This window comes from Bradyrhizobium sp. 1(2017) (assembly GCF_011602485.2).
Taxonomy (GTDB): Bacteria; Pseudomonadota; Alphaproteobacteria; order Rhizobiales; family Xanthobacteraceae; genus Bradyrhizobium.
This window is the reverse complement of the sequence record NZ_CP050022.2, coordinates 1,889,553-1,909,780: the sequence shown is the minus strand read 5'-3', so window position 1 is coordinate 1,909,780 and position 20,228 is coordinate 1,889,553. Positions and strand designations below refer to the sequence as shown.

16 protein-coding genes are annotated in these 20,228 nt (G+C 65.1%); 1 reads left to right on the top strand and 15 read right to left on the bottom strand.

Features of this window, described 5'->3' with window-relative positions; genetic code table 11:
- Positions 1–3 precede the first annotated feature (3 nt).
- Entirely contained in the window at positions 4–1,110 is a 1,107-nt protein-coding gene (gene tcuB / locus HAP40_RS09175; protein WP_166818112.1) for a tricarballylate utilization 4Fe-4S protein TcuB, read from the bottom strand.
- Positions 1,097–2,488 (bottom strand): FAD-dependent tricarballylate dehydrogenase TcuA, encoded by a 1,392-nt coding sequence (gene tcuA / locus HAP40_RS09170; RefSeq protein WP_166818113.1) that lies wholly within the window; start codon positions 2,486–2,488, stop codon positions 1,097–1,099. The genes tcuB and tcuA overlap by 14 nt, the downstream gene beginning before the upstream one ends.
- Positions 2,489–2,640: 152 nt before the next feature.
- Between tcuA and HAP40_RS09165 the strand changes: the two genes are divergently transcribed.
- Complete coding sequence (locus tag HAP40_RS09165; RefSeq protein WP_166818114.1) at positions 2,641–3,324, top strand: GntR family transcriptional regulator; 684 nt, start codon at positions 2,641–2,643, stop codon at positions 3,322–3,324.
- 5 nt (positions 3,325–3,329) lie between these two features.
- On the opposite strand, the gene HAP40_RS09160 is transcribed toward HAP40_RS09165, so the two are convergent.
- The 13 genes from HAP40_RS09160 to HAP40_RS09100 form a co-directional block, all read right to left on the bottom strand.
- A complete protein-coding gene (locus HAP40_RS09160; protein ID WP_166818115.1) occupies positions 3,330–4,085 on the bottom strand; it encodes an IclR family transcriptional regulator in 756 nt (251 codons plus the stop codon).
- A gap of 8 nt (positions 4,086–4,093) precedes the next feature.
- Positions 4,094–4,975, bottom strand: coding sequence for an NAD(P)-dependent oxidoreductase (locus tag HAP40_RS09155; RefSeq protein ID WP_166818116.1), 882 nt, complete (start codon positions 4,973–4,975; stop codon positions 4,094–4,096).
- 65 nt (positions 4,976–5,040) lie between these two features.
- Positions 5,041–6,237: an ABC transporter substrate-binding protein gene (locus HAP40_RS09150; RefSeq protein ID WP_166818117.1), complete on the bottom strand. Its 1,197-nt coding sequence runs from the start codon at positions 6,235–6,237 to the stop codon at positions 5,041–5,043.
- 22 nt (positions 6,238–6,259) lie between these two features.
- Positions 6,260–7,111, bottom strand: a complete 852-nt coding sequence (locus tag HAP40_RS09145; protein WP_166818118.1) for an alpha/beta fold hydrolase — start codon at positions 7,109–7,111, stop codon at positions 6,260–6,262.
- Positions 7,108–7,551, bottom strand: coding sequence for a hypothetical protein (locus tag HAP40_RS09140; protein ID WP_166818119.1), 444 nt, complete (start codon positions 7,549–7,551; stop codon positions 7,108–7,110). Before HAP40_RS09140 ends, HAP40_RS09145 begins: the two co-directional genes overlap by 4 nt.
- Positions 7,552–7,745: 194 nt before the next feature.
- Positions 7,746–8,831 (bottom strand): HupE/UreJ family protein, encoded by a 1,086-nt coding sequence (locus HAP40_RS09135; protein WP_166818120.1) that lies wholly within the window; start codon positions 8,829–8,831, stop codon positions 7,746–7,748.
- Positions 8,832–8,849: 18 nt separating this feature from the next.
- Positions 8,850–9,323 (bottom strand): Cys-tRNA(Pro) deacylase, encoded by a 474-nt coding sequence (gene ybaK, locus HAP40_RS09130; RefSeq protein WP_166818121.1) that lies wholly within the window; start codon positions 9,321–9,323, stop codon positions 8,850–8,852.
- Between the two features lie 308 nt (positions 9,324–9,631).
- Complete coding sequence (fdhF, locus tag HAP40_RS09125; RefSeq protein WP_166818122.1) at positions 9,632–12,400, bottom strand: formate dehydrogenase subunit alpha; 2,769 nt, start codon at positions 12,398–12,400, stop codon at positions 9,632–9,634.
- The gene (locus tag HAP40_RS09120; RefSeq protein WP_166818123.1) at positions 12,397–14,100 is read right to left on the bottom strand and encodes an NADH-ubiquinone oxidoreductase-F iron-sulfur binding region domain-containing protein; all 1,704 of its coding nucleotides are present in this window, start codon (positions 14,098–14,100) and stop codon (positions 12,397–12,399) included. The genes fdhF and HAP40_RS09120 overlap by 4 nt, the downstream gene beginning before the upstream one ends.
- 285 nt (positions 14,101–14,385) lie before the next feature.
- Positions 14,386–14,667, bottom strand: a complete 282-nt coding sequence (locus tag HAP40_RS09115) for a hypothetical protein (protein WP_166818124.1) — start codon at positions 14,665–14,667, stop codon at positions 14,386–14,388.
- A gap of 86 nt (positions 14,668–14,753) precedes the next feature.
- Positions 14,754–16,406: an L-lactate MFS transporter gene (locus HAP40_RS09110; RefSeq protein WP_166818125.1), complete on the bottom strand. Its 1,653-nt coding sequence runs from the start codon at positions 16,404–16,406 to the stop codon at positions 14,754–14,756.
- Between the two features lie 341 nt (positions 16,407–16,747).
- Positions 16,748–18,772: a sensor histidine kinase gene (locus tag HAP40_RS09105; RefSeq protein WP_166818126.1), complete on the bottom strand. Its 2,025-nt coding sequence runs from the start codon at positions 18,770–18,772 to the stop codon at positions 16,748–16,750.
- Positions 18,765–20,198, bottom strand: a complete 1,434-nt coding sequence (locus HAP40_RS09100) for a sigma-54-dependent transcriptional regulator (protein ID WP_166818127.1) — start codon at positions 20,196–20,198, stop codon at positions 18,765–18,767. The genes HAP40_RS09105 and HAP40_RS09100 overlap by 8 nt, the downstream gene beginning before the upstream one ends.
- Positions 20,199–20,228: the final 30 nt, after the last annotated feature.

Below are 20,228 nucleotides of genomic sequence, written 5' to 3'. Positions count from 1 at the left end.
CCCTCAAGAGCCGGCTTCGCTACGCCGCTCCTGCGCGTAACGCACCAGCGCCGCAAAACGATAGATGCCGTGCACGAACTTGCCATAGGGCATGGTGACGAACAGCGCGAACACCGCGCCGAGATGCAGCGCCAGCAGCGGGCCCATCGCAGGGGTCGCGCGCAGCAGCAGAAGCGCCATGCCCGTGAGACCGGTCAGGAACAGCATGGCGATGAAGCCGACATCCATGCCGTAGCTGAACTCGTCGAGCAGCGCGGGGTCGCGCCGCATCTTGGCCGTGAACAGGCCGATCGGCCCGACGATGAGACCGATGCCGCCGAGCGTGCCCAGCACCACGGGCAGGTCCCACCACGGATACGGCGCCTCGCGGCCGAGCAGATAGTGATACAGCGTGGCGACCGATGTTGCGGCGAAACAGAGCAGGAAGCCGTAGAAGGTCAGGTGGTGGTAGAGCTTGCGCCGGTCGGTCGGCTTGTCGTCCTCGTTGTAGCAGCCGACGCCGCCGCCATGGAGATAGCGCAGTTCGCCGGCATCGCGGATCGCCTGAAAAATCGAGGCGCCGTCGGCGCGGCCGCCGATCGACGGACCGATGTCGCGCCAGAACGCGCGCACGCTCAGCACGAGTGCCAGGATCGCATAGAGGAAGACGGCACTGAACAGCGCGGCCATCGCGTTATGCGGCATCAGCTTGTAGAACGCGCCGGGGCCGGTGTGCACGCCGAACAGTACGCTGCGGTCGTTCAGGGCCGCGAAGCCGAGGATGAAGGCGGCCATGCTGAGCGCGGCGACAATGCTGATGACGAGGCCGTTCCGCGCGAATGTGCCGGATAGCACCCGCGGCCAGGCATAGGCCGCATAGGACTCGGCGCGCGCCATCGCCAGTGTCTTGGGAACGTTGACGTTGAACTCGTGCGGCGGCGAGAACTGGCAGTCGACATAGCAGGCGCCACAGCCATGGCAGAGATTGGCGAGATAGTTGAGGTCACCATCAGAGAAGGCGCGGCGCATTTCCATCGCCGGAAACACCGCGCACAGGCCCTCGCAATAGCGGCAGGAATTGCACACCGTCATCAGACGGTCGGCTTCGTCCAAGATCCTAGTTCCGTGCATGTTTCGCCGCTTCCCGTCCCGCGATCCGTCCGAATACGCTGCCGATGGTCATGCCCATGCCGGCGGCATAGCCCTTGCCGAGCACGTTGCCGGCCATGATCTCGCCGGCCGCGAACATGTTGGCCGACGGCTTGCCGTCAGCCATCAGCATCCGCGCCTCCTTGTTCACCCGCGTGCCGAGATAGGTGAAGGTGATACCGGGCCGCACCGGATAGGCGAGATAAGGCGGCGTCTCGATCCTGCGCGCCCAGTGCGTCTTGGGTGGCGTTATGCCCTCCGTCACGCAATCATCCAGAATGGTATGGTCGAACGTCCCGGGCCGCACGGCTGCGTTGAATTCGGTGATGGTCTTCTCCAGCGCGACCGGATCGAGCTCGAGCTTGCCGGCGAGCTCCGCGATCGTCTGCCCGGCGATCGGCGGGAACAGCGTCGGCATGAAGCTCGTGACCACGGTCGAATCGAAGATGATGTAGGCGATCTGGTCGGGCTGCGCCGCCACCAGCCGGCCCCAGATCGCGTAGCGCTTCGGCCAGATGTCCTCGCCTTCGTCATAGAAGCGCTGCGCATGCTTGTTGACGACGATGCCGAACACGACGGAGTCGTGGCGCGTAATGATGCCGCCGTCGAATTTCGGCGCGCGGGCGTCGATCGCGACAGCATGGCACTGGGTGGGATCGCCGACCTCCTGCACGCCCTTGTCGAGCAGCATCTTCAGGATCGAGCCGCGGTTATAGGGCGTGCCGCGGATCAGGAAGTTGTCGGCGGCCTCACCCCAATATTGCTTGAGCCATTCGATATTGGCCTCGAACCCGCCGGCTGCTGCGACCAGCGAGGTCGCGCGGATCTCGGTCTCGCCGTTGACCGGCCGCTTGAGGCGCGCGGCGAGAAACATGCCGTCCTCGACCACGAGATCGGTGACCTCGCCATCGTATGCGACCTCGACGCCGAGCCGCTCTGCAGTGAGATAGAGCGCGTTCAGCATCGCCCGGCCGCCGCCGAGAAAGAACGAATTGGTGCGGCCGAGGCTGAGCGTGCCGCCGAGCGAGGGCTGCCAGCGCACGCCCTGCTCCACGATCCAGTTCAGGATGTCCTTGGACTCCCGGATCATGTGGTGGGCCAGCACCTCGTCGGTCTGCCCGCCGGTGACGCGCAGCAGATCCTCCCAGAACTCCTCCTCGGTGTAGGGACCGGTGAGGATATCCGTGGCGGCGTCATGGGCGCAGCGCATGTTGCGGGTGTGCCGGGTGTTGCCGCCGCGATAGAATTTCGGTGCCCCCTCGAGCACCAGCACGGACGCGCCGCCGCGGCGCGCGGCGATTGCCGCGCACAGCGCCGCGTTGCCGCCGCCGATCACCAGGACATCGTACTTGCTACCCATGCCGTCCGTCCGATGCGACGAAATTAGAGACATTCTGCCCGCCGGGCGGCGCCGGTCAGCCGGTCCACCATTGCGTACTTTTGTATACAAAGATATACAATACTGATGCAAGCGGCGTTCTCTGCATGGGCAGGATGCGCCTCGAGGGGACAATGGCCAGACGCCCGGCAAAAGCAGGTGGATCCATCGCGCGTGGCGGCGGTGTCGCATTGGGCGAAGCCGTGTTCCGGTCGCTCTGCGAGGCGCTCCAAGCCGGCAGCTACCGCGCGGGTGACCGCCTGCGCGAGGAGGAGGTCGCGCAGCGATTGAAGGTCAGCCGCACACCGGTTCGCGAAGCCCTGGGCCGGCTCGCCGCGCGCGGCTTCGTCGAGCCTGCCGGTGGCCGCGGCTTGATCGTCCGCAATCTCGACATCTCCGAGGTGCTCGAGCTCTATGCCATGCGCGAGATCATGGAAGGCGCCGCCGCGCGCCTCGCCGCCGACCACGCCTCACCACCGGAGATCGGCGCGCTCCGCGATATCGAGCAGGCTTTTGTCGATGCGCCTTCGACCGATGCGGCCGAGATGGCGCGGCTCAACCGCGCCTTCCACGAGGCCGTCTGCCGCGCCGCGCGCAACCGCTATCTCGACAATGCCTCGCGGGAGCTGCAGGACTGGATCGCCCTGCTCGGCCCAACCACCTTCACCGTATCGGGCCGCCCCTCGACCAGCCACGACGAGCATCAGGCCATCATCGACGCGATCGCGGCGCGCGACGGCGACACGGCGGAACGGCTCGCGCGCGCGCACATCCGCGAAGCGCTGCGCTGCCGGCTCAAGCTGTTGCAGAAGCAGTAGAACGACTAGCGCCTCACCCGGCGCGCGGGACGCGCCCCTTCAGCCGGCGCCGGCAAGGCATTGTCGAGCAGCTCGGTCGGGCCGCCCAGCGCGCGCGTCAGCCGGATCGCGGCTTTCAGCAACAGCGACGTCATCGCTTTGATGTTGTCGCGCGTAAAGCGCGGCTTCGGCCCCGAGAGCGACAAGGCGCCGGCGCATTTGCCATCGGGACCGAACACCGGGCAGGCCAGCCCGGCGCAATCGGGATCGCGCTCGCCAAAGGACACGGCAATGCAGCCCTCTCGAATCTCGTCGTAGCCTGCGCCTTGCTCACCGTCGAAGGCGAGGATGACCCGGCCGGCCGCGCCGCGATCGAGCGGCAGCAACATGCCAGCCTCGACCCGGTCGAGGGTCGAATGCTGGGAATCGACGCGAAAGACGCACAGCCGTCGCTTGGCATCGTGCCGGACGTGGAACGAGGGGCTCTCGGTGCCGTCAGCCACGAGCTGGCGCAACAGCGGCATCACTCGATCATGCAGATTGTTGCTGCGCTGGTAGACCGCACCGAGCCGGAACGGCGTCGGACCAAGATGATAGCGCCCGTCGGCGAACTGCACGAGATAGCCGAATTCCTGGAGCGACGTCATCAGCCGCAACAGCGTGCTCTTGTACATCTTGGTGCGCCGGGCGAGCTCGGCCAGCGTCATCGGCTCCGGTGCATCCTCGAAGGCCGCCAGGATGCTCAGAGCGCGGTCGACGGCTGCAACGCCGGGCGAAGGCATGCGGTCTCCTATTGGGGAAATCCGGAGGGATCGATGAGCTTTGCGATGACGGGAAAATACGCATCGCCCATGCCCTTGTCGATCGTCTCCTGGAAGATCGTGCGCATCAGCGCCGCGCCCCGCAGGTCGAGCCCGGCCTGCGCACCCAGCTCCAGCGCGTAGGAGAGATCCTTCATTGCATATTCGGTCGAGAAGGCGCGCAGCGGAAACTCCTTGGCGACGATTGCCTTCATGCCGTGGTTACGCAGGGCAAAACTGTCCGCCGATCCCTTGGACAGCGTCTCCAGCAGCAGCTTCGGCTCGACGCCGCTGTGCTTGGCGATTGCAACGGCCTCTGCCAGCGCATTCACGGTCTCGAACAGCACCATGTTGTTGAGGATCTTCGTCACCTGCCCCGCGCCGGTTCCGCCACAGAGGGTGACATCCGTGGCAAAATGCCGGATCAGCGGCTCGACCGCGGCAAACTGCTCGGTCGTCGCGCCGACCATGACGCTGAGCGTGCCGTCCTGCGCCGCCTGGCGGGTGCGGGCGATCGGCGCATCGATCCAGAGCGCGCCTTTGTCCGAAAGCTGCTTGGCGAAGGAACGCGTCTGGCCGACGTCGGACGTGCCGAGATCGATCACGGTCTGGCCGCGCCTGACCGCAGGCAGGATGCTCTCGAACACCGACATCACGTGCTTGGCGCTGGGCAGGCACAGGAAGATCGTCTCAGCGCCGGCGACGATATCCCCGACCGACTTCGCTGCCGTCGCTCCGTCGGCCACGATCCGCGCCAGCGGCTCCGCGGCAAGGTCGAACGCAAGCACCGCCCGGCCGCTCTTTCGCAACAGGTTGCGACAGATCGGCTCGCCCATGACGCCAAGACCGATGAACCCAATCGAACCAGACATTCCTTACTCTCCCTCGAAAATCCTGCGCGGCCGGGCGGTGTGTCGATCCCGCCCGGCCGACCTACTTACTTCACCAGCGGACAGCCGCCCTCGCTGATCGGCCGGAACACTTCGTCGCCCGGCTTGGAGCTGACGATCCGGTAATAGTCGAACTTGTACTTGGACTCTTCCGGCTTCTTCACCTGCACCAGATACATGGTGTGCAGCACGCGCCCGTCGGGGCGAATGGCAACGTCCTTGTTGTACATGTCGTTGACCTTCAGCTCGTGCATCTTGGCCGCGACGGCGGTCGCATCGGTGGTGCCGGCTGCCTTTACGGCGGCGAGGTAGTGATGGACGCCGCTATAGACGCCGGCCTGCACCATGCTCGCGACCTTGCCTTCCATCAGGGCGGCGTAGCGCTTCGACCAGGCCCGGGTCTGCTCGTTGAGGTCCCAGTAGAACGAAGTCGTCACCTGCAAGCCCTGGGTGACCTTCAGGCCGAGCGAGTTCACGTCGGTGATGAAAACCAGGAGGCCGGCGAGCTTCTGGCCACCCTCGACGATGCCGAATTCACCCGCCTGCTTGATCGCGGTCTGCACGTCCGCGCCCGACGTCGCAAGGCCGACGACGTCGGCCTTCGAGCCCTGCGCCTGCAACAGGAAGGAGGCAAAGTCGGCGGTGCCGAGCGGATGCGCGGCCGAGCCGATCACCTTGCCGCCCGCGGCCTCGATGAACTTCGTGGCATCGCGCTGAAGCGCGTGGCCGAAGGCGTAGTCGGCCGTTACGAAATACCAGGTCTTGCCGCCGGCCCGCGTGATCGCGTCGCTGGTCAGCTTCGACAGCGCATAGGTGTCGTAGTTGAAGTGGAAGCTGACCGGCGAGCAGGACTTTCCGGTGAAATCGGATGAGCCCGGACCCGAGATGACGAAGATCTTGTTCTTCTGCTTGGCGACTTCGAGGATGGCAAAGCCGGCCGAGGAGGCCGCACCGTCCGCGATCATGTCGACGCCCTCATTGTCGAACCATTTGCGTGCGGTGGCCGATGCGATATCCGGCTTGTTCTGATGGTCGGCCGAGACGATCTCGATCTTCTTGCCGAGCAGCTCGTTGCCGAAATCCTCAGCGGCGAGCTTTGCGGCGGCGACCGAGCCGCGTCCGCCGTTGTCGGCGAACACACCGGACTGGTCGTTGAGCACGCCGATCCTGATGACATTGTCGGCCGCAACCGCGGCCCCCGTCTGTGCAGCCAGAACGGCCGCGATCATCCAACGCAACTTCATAACATACGCCTCCCGTTTACAACTATTGCTTATCGAGGATGTCCTGCAGCACCGGCGCGATGTAGCGACGGAACTGGCCTGGGTTCTCGCTCATCGGAAAATGGCCGAGCCGCTCCATGACGGTGGCCTTCGCGCCGGGAATGCCGGCAGCGGTCCGCAGCGTGTCCTCCGGCGTGCAGGAAAAATCGTATTCGCCGGTCAGGAGATAAAGCGGGCACTGGTTGACATCGATGCTGCCGGTGCGCCCGCGCAGATCACCATCGACGCGATAGAAATAGAGATCGCCTTTGAAGATGCCGGGACCGCCTTGCTTGTAGCCCCACAGCGTCTCGTCACGTGCAGCCTCGGGGCCGCCGGGGGCGATCAGGCCCGACACCAATGCGGCGCACACCTCCCCGCCATGAACGTCGGGCCGGTTCAGCCAGGTCGTGTCGTACCAGGGCTGCTGGAAGTCCGCGGCCTCGAGCCCGATCAGAGCGCGAAACTTGCGGGCGTGCTCTATCGCGAGATTGAGCACGATGCGACCGCCGATCGAGCAACCCATCACCACCGGCCGCTCCAGCCCAAGCGCATTGCAGAAGGCACGAATCGTCGCCGTGTAGCTTGCGGTGGTCAGCCGGTATTCGCTGTCATATCGGCTGTCCGGCGGATTGGACTTGCCGTGCCAGGGCATGTCGAAGGCGATGATGCGGAAATTCTTGGTGAACTCGTCATCCACGAGCAGATGTCGCCACTGCCGCGCGTCGGAGCCGGCAGTGTGGAGGCAAACCAGGGGAATGCCGCTGCCGTTCTCCTCGAAATAGATCCTGTTGATCTCGCCGTCGATGTCGACATGCACGTAGCGGCCGACGATCGGCTCGATGAAGCCGCTCATGACACGCCTCCAAAGCCGTTCTGCCGAGGCAGCGCCAGCAGATCCTTGAAATACTGAAGATGCGCCATGAAGGGATGCAGATCGCCTTCGAGCGTCGCCTGCCCGCGCTTGGTCAGCGCAAACAGATCGTGCCAGCCCGCCGGCGGCATCCGTTGCCAGTATGCGGCGAAGGCAGCAGGCGTCGCGCGATAGGCAAAACGCCAGGAGCGCATCAGCACTGGCGCCGGCGCCATGTCCACGATCCGTCCGGCCCGAATCGCGAGGTGAAATGGGTGCGTGCTCGGCCCGAGCAGGCAATCGACATCGAGCCAGCGGCCCCGGGCGGTCAGGGCCTCGTCGCGGGCCAGCAGATCAGGAATCGTGTTGAAGGCTGCGATGACGGCATCGGGTGTGAACGGCACCGGTGAGCCGTCGTTCTGACGGACGCGTTCGGACTCCATCGTTTCGTTCCTCGCTCGAGAGCGTTCTGTCTGATAGAACACTATTCTATTTATATTCCAGTTCTATACAGTCCTCCTGCGCGAACTCAAGTGGGCAGAAGCCTGGGGACGGCGAGCTGTGACGGGCACAGGCCGGAGCTGAAGAGCCGGAGTGGAAGAGATGGAGCTTGTCTTGCCGGCGACGAGGCCTGAGCTCAAGCCTCGAAGACGCGCGCGATCAGCCAATAGCCGCCGAGCAGGCTGATCACGGCGGAGACCGTGTAGACCAGTCCCGCCGCCCTCGCCGGCGCGGTCCGGTCGGCCGTGGTCAGCCGGTCCAACAGGCCGAGCATCGGCAGCGCGACCGCGACGATCGCGACCTGTCCGATCTCCACGCCGATGTTGAAGGCCGCGAGCGCCGGCACCGCGGCGTTCGGCGGCAGCCCGATCTCGCGAAGCACACCGGCGAAGCCGAAACCGTGGATCAAGCCGAACAGCAAAGCCACGCGCCAGCGCCTGTCGACATCGCGCGAGAAGAAGTTCTCCACGGCGACGAAGACGATCGAGGCCGCGATCGCAGGCTCCACGATGCGGCTCGGGACGACGAGGACATCGAGCGCGGCCAGCGACAGGGTGATCGAATGGGCCACGGTGAAGGCCGTCACGATCTTGACGACGGGAAGAAGCCGTCTCGCCCACAGCACGACGGCAATCAGGAACGCGACGTGATCGTAGCCGAGAAAGATATGCTCGATGCCGGTGAGGACGTAGCGCTGCATGGTCGACCACAGCGACGGCGGCGCGGTCGAGAGCGTGACTGTCGTATTGCCGGCGTCGAGCAAGGCCTGCGCCTCCGAGCGGCCCTGCGCAATCAGCACGATCTGTCGCGCGGCCGGGTCCTTCTCGGTCAGCACGGCGGAGCGATAGATGATGTCGCCGGCGGCGTCGGCGCAGGCAAAACTCTGGCGATAGACGATGCCGTCGCCGTCGGCCAGGATCGCTGCATCTGTGGCCAAGCAGCCTCTGCCACCGCCTGTCACAGCCAGGTGCGCGCCCATATAGGCGAGGATGGCGGACCTGGCCGCTTCGACCGCGGCAGGATCGACCGCATCCCGTCTCGCGTCATAAATCCTTGTGCCAATCAGGCGATCGACATCGCTGCCCTTCAATCCGAGCTCGATGCTCACCGTGCGATCGGGGCTCAGCGCCGCGCGCGCCGTTACGAGGTTGACCTCATGCGCGTCAGCCGGAAGCGCAATACCGAGCAGCACCGCGAGCCACGGCAGCCGTGGCCATCTCATGTTCCCACCCGATTGCCGTCACGCCAGCACATCCGCCACGACCGCCTTGAGGACGTCCCGCACATCGGCCGGCCTCAGCCGCACCTGCAGCCCGCGCTGACCGCCGTTGAGATAAACCTGATCATGCGCGAGCGCGCGCTGCTCGATCACGGTGCGAACCGGTTTGCGCTGGCCGAACGGGCTGATGCCGCCGACCTTGTAGCCGGTGACGCGTTCGGCCTCGGGCGGCTTCATCATCTGCGCCGATTTGCCGCCCGCAGCTTGGGCTAGCTTCTTCATCGAGACTTCCTGGTCCGACGGCACGACCACGCAGACCGGCTTGCCGTCGACCTGCGCCATCAGCGTCTTCAGGACGCGGGCGGGATCCTCGCCGAGCGCAGCTGCGGCCTGCAGTCCGATGCTCTCGGCGTCAGGATCGTAATCGTAGACGTGAACGGTGAAGGCGGCACCGGCGGCATCAAGTGCTCGAGTGGCGGGGGTGACCTTGGACATGGAGCACGTTTAGCACCGTCATTGCGAGGAGCGAAGCGACGAAGCAATCCAGAATCTCGCCGCGAAGACAGCCTGGATTGCTTCGCTGCGCTCGCAATGACGGTGTGGGCCCAGATGAGCGTCACACCCACGGCGTCGTCCCGGCGAACGCCGGGACCCATAACCCCAGGGAGCAGTTTGGCGAAGACTCGTGGCCCGGGACTACGACCGCCGACCATTGAGAGATCACGCGGTATGGGTCCCGGCGTTCGCCGGGACGACAGCGAGATTGGCGCCGGCGGCGTGCACAGCCAAGCGACGGCGGAGCCTTACTCCGCCGCGTCCCGCATCTCGGCACGCTCGGCGCGCGCCGCGCAGAACTTGAATTCCGGGATCTTGCCGAACGGGTCCAGCGCCGGATTGGTCAGCAGGTTCGCCGCCGCTTCCGCGTAGCAGAACGGCATGAACACCATGTTCTCCGGCACGTCGCGGTCGGAGCGCACCTTGACCTCGACGGCGCCGCGGCGGGTCTCCAGACGGATGAAATCGCCGGGCGTGAGCTTCTTCTTGCGCATGTCCTTCGGCGACATGAACGCGACCGCCTCGGGCTCGATCTGGTCGAGCACCTGGGCGCGGCGGGTCATCGAGCCGGTGTGCCAGTGCTCCAGCACGCGCCCGGTGGACAGCACCATCGGATATTCGTCGTCGGGAATCTCGTCCGGCGGGATGACCTTGGCCGGCACGATCTTGCCGCGGCCGCTCGCGGTCGGGAAGCCCGTGGTGAAGATGATCTCGTTGCCGGGCTTGTTCGGGTCGTCGACGGGATAGGTGACCGCGCCTTCGCGCACCAGCCGCTCCCAGGTGATGTTCTTCAGCGACGGCATCAGCTCTGCCATCTCGGTGAAGACGTCGCCGGGGCCGGCGTAATTCCAGGGCAGGCCCATGCGCTTGCCGATCTCCTGGATGATCCAGAGATCCTGCCGCGCATCGCCGGGCGGCTTGATCACCTGGCGCGCCAGCTGCACGCGGCGATCGGTGTTGGTGAAGGAGCCGTCCTTCTCGGCGAACGCCGAGGCCGGCAGGATCACGTCGGCGTGGAAGGCGGTCTCGGTGACGAAGAGATCCTGCACCACGAGATGATCGAGCATCGCCAGCGCGTGACGCGCATGCTGCAGATCGGGATCGGACATCGCGGGGTTCTCACCCTCGATATACATGCCCGTGATCTGGCCGGCATGGATCGCGTTCATGATCTCGACCACGGTCAGGCCGCGGACGGGATCGAGATCCTGCTGCCAGAGCTTTTCGAAGCTGCCGCGCAGATCGTCGCGGCTGACCGGCTGATAGTCCGGCAGGAACATCGGGATCAGCCCGGCGTCGGAGGCGCCCTGCACGTTGTTCTGGCCGCGCAGCGGATGCAGGCCGGTGCCGGGACGACCGACCTGGCCGGTGATCAGCGCGAGCGCGATCAGGCAGCGCGCGTTGTCGGTGCCGTGGACGTGCTGGCTGATGCCCATGCCCCAGAAGATGATCGACGATTTCGCGCGCGCATAGGTCCGCGCGACCTCGCGCAGTGTCTGCGCCGGGATGCCGCAGATCGGCTCCATCTTCTCCGGCGTGAACTCCTTGATCTTCTCCTTGAGGTCGTCGAAGCCCTCGGTGTAGCCGGCGATGTACTGGTCGTCGGTCAGGCCCTCGGTGATGATCGTGTTGATCATCGCGTTCAGCATCGCGACGTCGGAGCCCGGCTTGAACTGCAGATGCTTGGTCGCATGGCGCGACAGCGTCTGGCGGCGCGGATCCATCACGAACAGTTTGGCGCCGTTCTGCTTGACCGCGTTCTTGATGAAGGTGGCGGCGACCGGATGGTTCACGGTCGGATTGGCGCCGATCACGATGATGACCTCGGCGTCCATCGCGGCGGCGAACGGTGCCGACACCGCGCCCGAGCTCAGGCCTTCGAACAGGGCCGCGACCGAGGAGGCGTGGCACAGTCGCGTGCAATGGTCGACATTGTTCGAACCGAAACCGGTGCGCACCAGCTTCTGGAACAGATAGGCCTCTTCGTTCGAGCCTTTGGCCGAGCCGAAGCCCGCCAGCGCCTTGACGCCCTTCTCGTCGCGGATCTTGACGAGGCCCCTGGCGGCGATGTCGAGCGCTTCTTCCCAGCTCGCTTCGCGGAAATGGGTGAAGGGATTGGCCGGATCGACCTGGTCGTTGGCATCCTTCTTCGCGTTCGGCAGCCGCACCAGCGGCTTGGTCAGTCGATGCGGATGGTGGATGTAGTCGAAGCCGAAGCGGCCCTTGACGCAGAGACGGTTGTGATTGGCGGGGCCGTCGCGGCCCTCGGCATAGATCACCTTCTCGTCCTTGACCTCGTAGGTCACCTGGCAGCCGACGCCGCAGAACGGGCACAGCGAATCCACCTTCTTGTCGGCATAGGTGACGCGGGTCTGCGCCTCGTCGAGCATCACCGCCGGCATCAGAGCGCCGGTCGGGCAGGCCTGCACGCATTCGCCGCAGGCAACGCAGGTGGACTCGCCCATGGGATCGTCGAAGTCGAACACGATCTTCGAGCCGTGACTGCGATAGGCCATGCCGATGACGTCGTTGACCTGGACCTCGCGGCAGGCGCGCACGCACAGGCCGCACTGGATGCAGGCATCGAGATTGACGCGCATCGCCGGATGACTGGCGTCGGTCGCCCAGCGCTCGGCGGCGGGGAAGCGGCTCTCGGTGACGCCGGTGGACTCGGCCCAGTGCCAGAACTTCGATTCCGGATCGTGCGAGGTCTCGCGCGCCGGCTGGTCGGCGACCAGCAGCTCCATCACCATTTTTTGGGCGGCAGTTGCGCGCGCGGACTCGGTCTTCACCTTCATGCCGACCGACGGCGTGCGCTTGCACGATGCGGCGAGCACCCGCTCGCCCTCGATCTCGACCATGCAGGCGCGGCAATTGCCGTCGGGCCGATAGTCGGGCGCGGGCGAATAGCACAGATGCGGGATCTCGCGGCCCTGGCGTTTTGCGACCTGCCAGATCGTTTCGCCGGGCTTGGCCTCGACCTGCTTGCCGTCGAGCTCGAACGTAATCTTGGTCATTCCGCCGCTTCCTTGAACTCGTCAGGGAAATATTTGATCACCGAGCTGAGCGGATTCGACGCCGCCTGTCCGAGCCCGCAAATCGAGGCATCGCGCATCGCCTGGCTCAATTCTTCCAGCAAAGCCCGGTTCCAGACCGGCTTCTGCATCAGCAGCGCCGCCTTCTGGGTTCCGACACGGCACGGCGTGCACTGACCGCAGCTCTCGTCCTCGAAGAACTTCATCAGGTTCAATGCCGCCGCGCGCACGCTGTCCTTTTGCGAGAGGATCACGATCGCGGCCGAGCCGATGAAGCAGCCATATTTCTCCAGCGTCCCGAAATCGAGCGGGATGTCGTCCATCGACGCCGGCAGGATGCCGCCGGATGCACCGCCCGGCAGGTACGCGTAGAACTGATGGCCGTCGGCCATGCCGCCGCAATATTCGTCGATCAGCTCGCGTACGGTGATGCCCGCGGGCGCCAGCTTCATGCCGGGGTTCTTCACGCGGCCCGAGACCGAGAAGCTGCGCAGGCCATGGCGCTCATGACGGCCATTGCCCTTCCACCAGTCGGCACCCTTGTCGACGATGTCGCGCACCCACCATAGCGTCTCGATGTTGTTGATCAGCGTCGGCAGGCCAAACAGGCCGACCTGGAACGGATAAGGCGGCTTGTGCCGGGGCAGGCCGCGCTTGCCCTCGATGCTTTCGAGCAGCGAGGATTCCTCGCCGCAGATGTAAGCGCCGGCGCCGCGGCGCATGTGCAGCGTCGGTCCGCCCGGTGGAAGCTTTGCGATCTCGCGCTCCAAAATCTCGCGCGAGGCCGGATATTCATCACGCAGATAGATGTAGACGTCACTCGCCTGCACCACATGCGCGCCGATCAGCATGCCCTCGATGAAGCGATGCGGATCGCTTTCGAGATAGACGCGGTCCTTGAACGTGCCGGGCTCGCCCTCGTCGCCGTTGATCGCCATCAGCCGCGGGCCGGGCTCACCGAGCACCGCGCGCCATTTGCGTCCCGTCGGGAAGCCGGCGCCGCCGAGACCGCGAAGCGAAGCGTCGTCGAGCGCCTTCAGAAAGTCGTCCTTCGACAGCTCGCCGGAGCGGAGGCGATTGAGCAGCTTGTAGCCGCCGCCGGCAACGTAGGCCTCATAGCCGACATAGTTCGGCAGATGCGCGTGGGTGTCACCAGCCTTCGCCGCCGCCATCACATCGGCCACCGTAGCGTGGTCCACGAAATTGTGTCCGACCTCGGCAGCCGGCGCAGTATCGCAGCGGCCGACGCAGGGCGCGCGCACCACGCGAATGCCGGGGCCCGACGCGCTCTGCAAATCCTCGAGCAGCTTCTCGCCGCCGAGCATCGCGCAGGTCAGCGAATCGCAGACGCGGATCGTCAGCGGGGCGATGTCAGGCTCACCTTCCTTCACCACGTCGAAATGGGCGTAGAAGGTCGCGGTCTCGAACACCTCGGCGAAGGCGAGCTTCATCTCGTCGGCGAGCGCGGCCAGATGCGCCGCCGAGATCTGATGGTACTTGTCCTGGATCAGGTGCAGATATTCGATCAAGAGATCGCGACGCCGCGGCCTGTCGCCAAGGAGAAGCTCGATCTCGTGCGCGGCGGTCGGATCAACCTGGCGCCCTTTGGGGGTGGCCTTGGCACGTCGGCGCCCCTCACCGGGGTGCTCGAACGGGCGGATCTTGTGCACGTCGTCGCTCATCGATTCGTCTCAATCTCGTCTTTTAGAACGGCTCCAGTTCTAGCTCCTGGCATGCCAGATGCCAAGTAAATTATCATGCTTGCGGAAGTAGTTAAGCGCGGCCCAAGGGCAAACAGGGATCGCTGCCCGGACACGGCCCTGCGTTCGTGCAACGCGCCAACTGATAGAACGAAGCCTGAATTGGCCTGGAGATCAATAAAGGCTTCCCATGCTGCGATAGCGAAATCGTATCGCACTCCCGCTTCGAGGCCGCAGATGACCCTGCATGCCCCGGTGCTGGACCGATCAGCTCTTGCCCATGCACTCCTCAATATAGAACCAGCGATCGTCGCCCGCGAGGCCCTTGGCCTTCACGTCCTTGCGGCAGTCCTTGAGCTTCGACTTGTTGGCGCTCCACTTGGCCTTCATGTCCTTGAGCTTCTGCGCGGTCAGCTTGATCTTGCCGGGCTTGGTCTCGGTCGCAGCGGGCGGTGTTGCGGCCGGTGCCGCGGCGGTCTGTGCGGATGCGGATTGCAGGGCACCGGCGACCAGCAGCATGGCGGCGGCACAAACGAGTTGACGAACCATCGAATCCCCCAGAGGTCAGATTAAAACAATCGAATGAGCGGCGGGGGCGCGCCCTTGGCGCGCTCCCGCTCGCGATGAATGTGCGATCAGAAGATCTTGACCGCGCTCTCCAGCGTCTTCCAGACGCCCCAAGCCAAGGGAACGCCGACGAAGGCCCAGAACAGCGCTGCCTTGGCATCGAGCCCGCCAAAGCCGATTCCGTAGGAGCCGTGCGGCCCCGCAGCGGCAGCGCTGGCGCTCGCTGCCTGCAACTTGGCGACATCGGCGTCCTTCATGTGCCACTTCGAGTCGACCGGCTTGATCAAGTAGTTGCAGACCAGGCCTGCGACCAGCATCGCGCACAGGATGTACATGGTGGTGTTGTAGAGCTGGTCGCGCGGCACGCCGGCCGCGAGCTGGAACTCGCGAATGTAGTTGACCACGACGGGACCGATGATGCCCGCGGTCGACCACGCCGTCAGCAGCCGGCCGTGAATGGCGCCGACGAACTGGGTGCCGAACATGTCGGCGAGATAGGCCGGCACGGTCGCAAAGCCGCCGCCATACATCGACAGGATGATGCCGAAGCCGACCACGAACAGCAGCTTCGAGCCCATCGCCGCAAAGGTCGGCGCCAGCGCATAGAGCACGATGCCGAGGATGAAGAACGTGTAGTAGGTGTTCTTCCGCCCGATCTTGTCCGACAGCGATGCCCAGAAGAAGCGGCCGCCGATGTTGAACAGGGAGAGCAATCCGGCAAAGCCCGCGGCGATCGCCGCGATCTGCGCCTTCTGCCCGGCATCAAGCGCGTTGAAGCCGACGTCCGGCAGGCCGATCAGCTTGCCGCCGAAGATCTCCTGCAGCATCGGCGAAGCCATGCCGATCACACCGATGCCGGCCGAAACGTTCAGGCACAGCACCCACCAGATCAACCAGAATTGCGGCGTCTTGTGCGCATCGTTGAGGTGGACGTTATTCTTCGAGATCATCGCATTGGCCTTGACCGGCGGGGTCCAGCCTTCCGGCTGCCAGCCGGGCGGCGGCAGGCGATAGCGGAAAGCGCCGATCATCATGAACACGAAGTAGATGATGCCCATCGCGACGAAGGTCTCCCAGACGCCGACCGAGGTCGGGGTCTTGAAGTAGTTCATCAGCAGGTTCGCCAGCGGCGCGCCGATCATGGCGCCGCCGCCGAAGCCCATGATGGCCATGCCGGTCGCCATGCCGCGGCGGTCCGGAAACCATTTCACGAGCGTCGACACCGGCGAGATGTAGCCGAGGCCGAGGCCGATGCCGCCGATCACGCCCGAACCCAGCCACAGCAGCCAGAGCTGATGGGTGTAAATTCCGATCGCACCGAGGAACAGACCGCCGCACCAGCAGAGCGCCGAGACGAAGCCCGCCTTGCGCGGGCCCACGCGCTCCAGCCAACCGCCCCAGACCGCAGCCGCGATACCGAGCAGCACGAAGAACAGCGTGTACATCCACCCCATGCTGGCGACCTTCCAGTCGCAGTTGGTGGTGAACAGCTCCTGCCACAGCGGCATGTCCGGGCAGGCCTTCGGCGCGGTGACGCCGATCGCGCGCGACAGCGGCAGCCAGAACACCGAAAAGCCGTAGGCCATGCCGATGCACAGATGGATGCACAGCGCCGCCGGTGGCACCAGCCAGCGATTGAAACCGGCCGTCGCGATCGTGCGTTCACGATCGAGAAAGCCGGGGGCACCAACCGGTGCAAGAACGGTATCGGCAGTCGACATAAGCATTACCTCCCAAGCGCGGCCTTGCCGGCACATCGGTTTGAGACCGGTCGTGCGTGCCTGGCGGCCGCGCATGACAGGTCGGACTTCAGGTCGAAGTGGAATGGTCTGGTGCGCATCGCGTCATGTGCGCCGAGCAACCAGCTGAGCGCGGGCGACGTCCTTCGCCTCGCGAGCAGCGTTGCAGTGACGGCTATCGCGCCCTCATCCCCCCTCAACACCCTGTCTCGATATGAGCAACGCGCGTGCCAGAAGCCGCATCGTGACGATTCAAAGACTTCCCGCAGTGCAATGTGCTGCGCCGGACAGAATGTCCTGAAACCCTGGGACAAAATGTCCAATCAGGCTGCTTCCGGGAGCCACACCGTGAATGTACTGCCGGAACCGACGCGGCTTTCCGCCGTGATCTGCCCACCCTGGCGCTTGATCAGCGTCTGGCTGATGGAGAGGCCGAGCCCGGTGCCTTGCCGCCGTTTCGTGGTGTAGAAGGCGTCGAATATCTTTTCGATCACCTCAGCGCTCATCCCGATGCCGGTATCGGCGACCTCGATGGCGACGCCTTGATGGCCCTCGCGCTCGGCATCGAAGGAGCGCAGCGTCAGGGTTCCGCCGTCCGGCATGGCGTGGATGGCGTTGACGACGAGATTGACCAGGACCTGCTGCAGCTCGTTGCGGTTCATCAGCACCAGCCGGCTGGCGCGGTCGTCCCTGACCACGGCGATCTCGGTCTTGTTCAGGAGATGCTGCACCAGCGGCAGGCAGTCGGAGATGATGCTCGTCGGCGCATGGCGCTCGACATAGCCGGCATACTCCTCCGGCCTTGCAAACTGCAACAGCTTGGTCACGATCTGGCTGATGCGGTGAATCTGCTCGTCGAGCAGGCGAAACTCGACCTTCGCCTTGTCGGCATCGGCCGCGAATACGCTACGGATGACGTCGAGATTGCCCTGCATCACCGCGATCGGGTTGTTGATCTCGTGCGCGACGCCGGCGGTGATCTCGCCGATCGCAGCCAGCTTCTCCGACATGATGAGCTGCTTGGTGGTTGCCTCGAGCTTGAGATTGGCGTGCTCGAGATCCCTTGTGCGTTCCCGCACGCGGACGTTCAGCTCCTCATTCCATTCCCGGAGCTGTCGGTCGCGTTCCTGGATCTGGTCGAGCAGGCTGTCGAGATGAACCGCGACCCGGCCGATCTCGTCGCCCAGCACCGGCATCTTGGTGCGGGCGGAGAGGTTGCCGCGCTCCACCTCGCTGATCGTCGCGGTGACGCGCTCCAGCGGCATGAAGATGGAGCTCGCCCAGCGCAGGAAGATCGGCACGGTCGCGGCGGTGATCGCGATGAACGCCGCGATGATGATCACCAGTGTCTGGTATTTGGCTTCGCTGAACGGCTTCTCCAGAAAGCCGACATAGAGCATGCCGACACGCTTGCCGTAACTGTCGACCAGCGGCTCGTAGGCGGAGATGTACCAGTCATTGACCACGAAGGCGCTGTCGAGCCAGGTGCGCCCCTCGCCCAGCACGGCCGAGCGCACCGCCGCCGACACGCGGGTGCCGAGCGCGCGCCGTCCCTCGAACAGACGGACGTTGGTCGATATCCGCACATCGTCCAGGAACAGCGTTGCGGTGCCCTGGCTGCCCTCCGGCAGGCTCGCCGCGCGATAGACGAGATCGTTGATCGTGTCGATGAATTCGAGATTCTGGTTGAGCAGCGTGCCGCCGACCAGCGCAGCCGCGCCTCCATCCGGCAGCATCGCCCGGCTCGCCGCATGCACGACCATGCCGCGCGTTTCCGTGCTGCGGTCGGTCGGCACCGCGTTCGGCGTCGGCACGAGGTCCAATCGCGCCCGATCGGCCAGGGCCGGCGAAATCGCGGCGAGCTCGTCATTGCCGAAAATGTCGATGCCCGTCGCAGGGACCTCGCCCGACAGCGCGGACTTGATGATCGGCCAGTCACTTCTCGGTTGATGCTGCAGCGGCGGCGATGAGGCCAGGATGTCGCCGCGGTCGTTGGTCAGATACAGGAAATCGAGACCGATTTCCTTGCGGGTCTCCTCGAGCAGATCCCGTAAGGAGTCGCGCGCATCCGGCGCCAGCACCTCCTGGAAGCGGGCCGACAGGCCGAGCGCCCGGAGCTGGACGCCGGTCTTTTCCAGGATGCGGGCGAGATATTGGTGGGCGATGGTGAGATCGCCGTTCACCTTTGAGATCAGGGTCGCGTCGAATTTCGCGTTCCAGCGATAGATCGCGACGCCGAGCAGCAGCGGCAGGATGACCAGCATCGGCAGCAGCGCGATCGCGAGCAGCCGGAAACGGACGGAGCGTCCCCGCACGAGCTCGCCGCTGCGGCCGGCAGCATCAGACATCCCACAACGCGCATTTGCGGTCGATGGTCTTGCGCGAGATACCGAGGCGCCGAGCCGCCTCCTCGCGATTGCCGTTGACCTCCTTCAGCACGCCGAGAATGTGACGGCGCTCGAGCTCCGCGAGACTGTCGGCAGGCGCCGACTGCCCGTCGTTGCGGAGGCCGGCGAAATCGTCGGGGAAGGCGCCGAGGATCAGCGTGCGCTCGATCAAATTGCGCAGCTCGCGCACATTGCCCGGCCAGTCATAGCTCGCGAGCGCCGCCCGCACCGAGGCGTCGATCGGCACCGGCGGCATGCCGAGCTGAACCGACAGCTTGCTCATGAAGATGGCGGCAAGCTCCTGCACGTCGTCGCCCCGGTCCTTCAGGAGCGGCAGGCGGATCTGCATTACGTTCAGGCGGTAGAAAAGATCGGCTCGGAAACGGCCCCGCTCGACCTCCTTCTGAAGTTCGGCATTGGTCGCGAAGATGAACCGCAGATCGACCGGAACTTCACGTTCGGAGCCAACCGGACGGACGCGACGGTCTTCGAGCACACGGAGGAGCTTGCTCTGCATCGGCAGCGGCAGCTCCCCGATCTCGTCGAGGAACAGCGTGCCGCCGTGGGCATACAGGAACAAACCCTCGCGCCCAGAATCCGCTCCGGTGAAGGCGCCCTTGATGTGACCGAACAGCTCGGCCTCGATCATCTCGGGCGGGATCGCCGCGCAATTCACCGGCACGAAGGGCTTGTCGGCGCGGTCGGACAGCGAATGGATCGAGCGCGCTGCCACTTCCTTGCCGGTGCCGGATTCGCCGGTGAGGAGGATCGAGGTCGGCAGGCCCGCGACGCGTGCGATGGTCTCACGCACGCGCAACGTCGCTGCCGACTCCCCGATCAGATTATCGCGCAGAAAGGTGCGGTCGGACGAAGCACGCAACGCATAGCGCAGGACATAATTCTCGCGCTGGAGGCGGACCCGGTCGAGGCATCGTGCCACCGCGTTGAGGATCTGGTTGGAGCGGAACGGCTTGAGCACGAAATCGGCCGCGCCGGCGCGCAGGGCCTGGATCGCGGTGTCGAGGTCGGCATAGGCGGTGATCAGGATGGCATCGGCGAAAAAGCCGACGGCGCGCTGCTCGGCGAGCCAATCGACGCCATTCTTGCCCGGCATGATGTTGTCGAGAATGACGACGTCATAGCGGTTGGAATCGAGCTTGCGCGAGGCCTGGTCGGTATCGGCTGCCTCGTCCACCAGCTTGCAGCGCGGCGCCAGCGTGCGCACCAGGAAATTGCGCATGCCCGGCTCGTCGTCGACGATCAGGATGGAGGCCTGCGCCAGCGCGCTGAACTCCGGCCCGGTATTCGTCTTGCCGAGCTTGACGGCAGGCTCGCGGCCCACCGCGGGACTTGCGGCAGCGCTGGCCCTCGATGTTGAGAAAGTCATGCCCGATGTCTTAGGTTTGAGATCGTCCAC

Coding starts and splice junctions, on each gene's coding strand:
- tcuB (WP_166818112.1), bottom strand. CDS start 1,110: ATGCACGGAACTAGGATCTTGGACGAAGCCGACCGTCTGATGACGGTG.
- tcuA (WP_166818113.1), bottom strand. CDS start 2,488: ATGGGTAGCAAGTACGATGTCCTGGTGATCGGCGGCGGCAACGCGGCG.
- HAP40_RS09165 (WP_166818114.1), top strand. CDS start 2,641: ATGGCCAGACGCCCGGCAAAAGCAGGTGGATCCATCGCGCGTGGCGGC.
- HAP40_RS09160 (WP_166818115.1), bottom strand. CDS start 4,085: ATGCCTTCGCCCGGCGTTGCAGCCGTCGACCGCGCTCTGAGCATCCTG.
- HAP40_RS09155 (WP_166818116.1), bottom strand. CDS start 4,975: ATGTCTGGTTCGATTGGGTTCATCGGTCTTGGCGTCATGGGCGAGCCG.
- HAP40_RS09150 (WP_166818117.1), bottom strand. CDS start 6,237: ATGAAGTTGCGTTGGATGATCGCGGCCGTTCTGGCTGCACAGACGGGG.
- HAP40_RS09145 (WP_166818118.1), bottom strand. CDS start 7,111: ATGAGCGGCTTCATCGAGCCGATCGTCGGCCGCTACGTGCATGTCGAC.
- HAP40_RS09140 (WP_166818119.1), bottom strand. CDS start 7,551: ATGGAGTCCGAACGCGTCCGTCAGAACGACGGCTCACCGGTGCCGTTC.
- HAP40_RS09135 (WP_166818120.1), bottom strand. CDS start 8,831: ATGAGATGGCCACGGCTGCCGTGGCTCGCGGTGCTGCTCGGTATTGCG.
- ybaK (WP_166818121.1), bottom strand. CDS start 9,323: ATGTCCAAGGTCACCCCCGCCACTCGAGCACTTGATGCCGCCGGTGCC.
- fdhF (WP_166818122.1), bottom strand. CDS start 12,400: ATGACCAAGATTACGTTCGAGCTCGACGGCAAGCAGGTCGAGGCCAAG.
- HAP40_RS09120 (WP_166818123.1), bottom strand. CDS start 14,100: ATGAGCGACGACGTGCACAAGATCCGCCCGTTCGAGCACCCCGGTGAG.
- HAP40_RS09115 (WP_166818124.1), bottom strand. CDS start 14,667: ATGGTTCGTCAACTCGTTTGTGCCGCCGCCATGCTGCTGGTCGCCGGT.
- HAP40_RS09110 (WP_166818125.1), bottom strand. CDS start 16,406: ATGTCGACTGCCGATACCGTTCTTGCACCGGTTGGTGCCCCCGGCTTT.
- HAP40_RS09105 (WP_166818126.1), bottom strand. CDS start 18,772: ATGTCTGATGCTGCCGGCCGCAGCGGCGAGCTCGTGCGGGGACGCTCC.
- HAP40_RS09100 (WP_166818127.1), bottom strand. CDS start 20,198: ATGACTTTCTCAACATCGAGGGCCAGCGCTGCCGCAAGTCCCGCGGTG.